The following is a 2,047-nucleotide window of genomic DNA, read 5'->3' on the forward strand; positions in this document are numbered from 1 at the left end:
GCGCGCAGCCCGGCGCTGGCGGCCGCGGGGCTCAGGGCGGCAATGCGTTCCTGGTCCAGTACCGCGAAAGCCGCGTCATGAGGCCATTGCGGGCGTGCGGCGTCCAGCGGCAGGCAGCGCAGGAAGACGGCGATCCAGAGGGTCATGGGGTGGTGCGGAGGCCGGCTGCAGGCTCGGCTCGAAAATAATATTCAAGGGTTCGGCGCAGGCGGGGCCGCGCCGCTTCAGGATGTGCACCGACAGCCCGCCCGGCGCGGGCGCCAGTGCCAGCCGCAAGGGCGATGGCGAGGCCTGTTGCGCCGCCGTGGCCGGGCGCAAGGCGAAGCAGAGGGTGCCGCTGTCCTGGGCGGCCAGGTGCAGGCGGCGCAAGGCTTCGGCGCGCACCCGGGGCAGCCAGCACAGCAGGGCGCCGCAACTGCCGTGCTTCAGGATTTGTTCGGCGGCCCACAAGGCATCGGTGGGGCGTTGGGGGGCCACCCACAGCAACTGGCGCGGGTCCAGGCGCCACGCCTGCCAGCAGGCCAGGTGCGGCACGTGCGGCGGCTGTACCAGGGCGATGGCATGGCGGGTATCCAGCTGGGCCAGCGCGGGCTGCAGCAGGCGGATTTCGCCCACGCCAGGGTGCGGAGCCAGCAGTTCGATCAGGGTGCCAGGCGGCCAGCCGCCCCCCGGCAACTGGGCCGAGAGCGCGGCATGGCCGGTGGGCACGCCGCGGGCGGCGCCACGGGCCAGTTGCGTGGCGCGCCAGAGGGCGGGGTGGATGAGTTCCGGGGATGGCATGGTTTCAAGCTTTTGTACTGTACAAATATACAGTATTTAAGCCCGGGGCACCGAGGCCGGGTGCCGGCGAGAACCGGGCATATACCCCTTTACAATGACACTTTGCCGGGCGCCTTCAGGGGCCCGATATGCTGGAGTGTTCCATGGCCGATCCCGTCACGCTCGAATCCATGCCCGAGGCCGGCACGGATATCAAGCAGTTGTTTATCTTGCTGCACGGGGTGGGCGGCACGCCGCAAAATATGGCTCCGCTGGAGCAAGCGCTGCGGGCGGCGTTTCCCGCCGCGGCCATCCTGGCCCCCGCGGGTTTCGAGCCCCACGACCGCGGCGGTGCCGGGCGCCAGTGGTTCTCGCTGCGGGACATCGATGACGACAACCGCATCGAGCGCGTGGCGCGGGCACTGCCGGCGCTGGTGGAATACATACGCCAGGCGCAGGTCCGCCTGGGGTTGTTGCAGTCCGACACCGCGCTGGCGGGGTTTTCGCAAGGCGCCATCATGGCGCTGGAGGCCGTGCAGGCCCACGACGGCCTGGCCGGGCGGGTGCTGGCGTTTTCCGGCCGCTATGCGCAACTGCCCAAGACCGCCCCGCAATACACCACCCTGCATCTGCTGCACGGAGCCGACGATACCGTCATGGCGGTGTCGCATATCCAGGCGGCGCAGGCGCGGATCGACGCCCTGCATGGCGATTCCACCATTGATGTGGCCAGCCGCGTGGGGCATGCGCTGCATCCGGCCCTGATCCAGCGCGCTATTGAACGCCTGCAGACCTGCGTGCCTTTGCGCAGTTGGGAAGCGGCCCTGGGGTTGAACCAGGCGCCGCCGGCCGGCTCTACGCTGCACTAAGCCACGAAGCAGCCTGGCCCGCATGAGGTTTTTCCCGGCGCGGGCAGCACACTAGGCGCCTGCGCCGCTGCGGATACTCGCACTGGCGCCGGGCGTGTCCTGCCAGCCGCCGCCCAGCGCCAGGAACACGGCGATCTGGTCGGTGCTGAGCGCGGCCTGCGAAGCCGCCAGGGCGCTTTCAGTCGAGGCCAGCGTGCGCTGGGCATCCAGTACTGTCAGGTAGTCGGTTTTGCCGGCATGGAACAGCTGTTCGGCCTGGCTGGCGGCCAGCGCGCTCTGGTCGCGCGCCGTCTGCAGGGCGGCGTGGCGGTCGAGCTGGCGGGCATACGTCACCAGCGCGCTCTCGGTTTCACGCAAGGCACCCAGCACGGTGGCATCGAAGCGCGCCAGCGCCTCGCGCGTGCCGGCGCGAGCCTGGG

The 2,047-nt window shown here is 70.2% G+C and carries 3 protein-coding genes; 1 reads left to right on the forward strand and 2 read right to left on the reverse strand.

Annotated elements, in window-relative coordinates:
- Window positions 1–75: 75 nt before the first annotated feature.
- Complete coding sequence (gene imuA, locus LPZ50_RS24500; RefSeq protein WP_230665438.1) at window positions 76–780, reverse strand: translesion DNA synthesis-associated protein ImuA; 705 nt, start codon at window positions 778–780, stop codon at window positions 76–78.
- Window positions 781–923: 143 nt separating this feature from the next.
- Between imuA and ypfH the strand changes: the two genes are divergently transcribed.
- Window positions 924–1,628 carry an esterase gene (gene ypfH / locus LPZ50_RS24505; protein ID WP_230665439.1) on the forward strand — a complete coding sequence of 235 codons (705 nt, stop codon included), beginning with the start codon at window positions 924–926 and terminating at the stop codon, window positions 1,626–1,628.
- 51 nt (window positions 1,629–1,679) lie between these two features.
- Here the strand turns inward: ypfH and LPZ50_RS24510 are convergent.
- The coding region (locus LPZ50_RS24510) for a TolC family protein (protein ID WP_230665440.1) at window positions 1,680–2,047 on the reverse strand (368 nt) is incomplete at its 5' end.

The sequence above is a fragment of the Bordetella petrii genome, assembly GCF_020991325.1.
In the GTDB taxonomy this organism is placed as follows: domain Bacteria; phylum Pseudomonadota; class Gammaproteobacteria; order Burkholderiales; family Burkholderiaceae_B; genus Bordetella_A; species Bordetella_A petrii_E.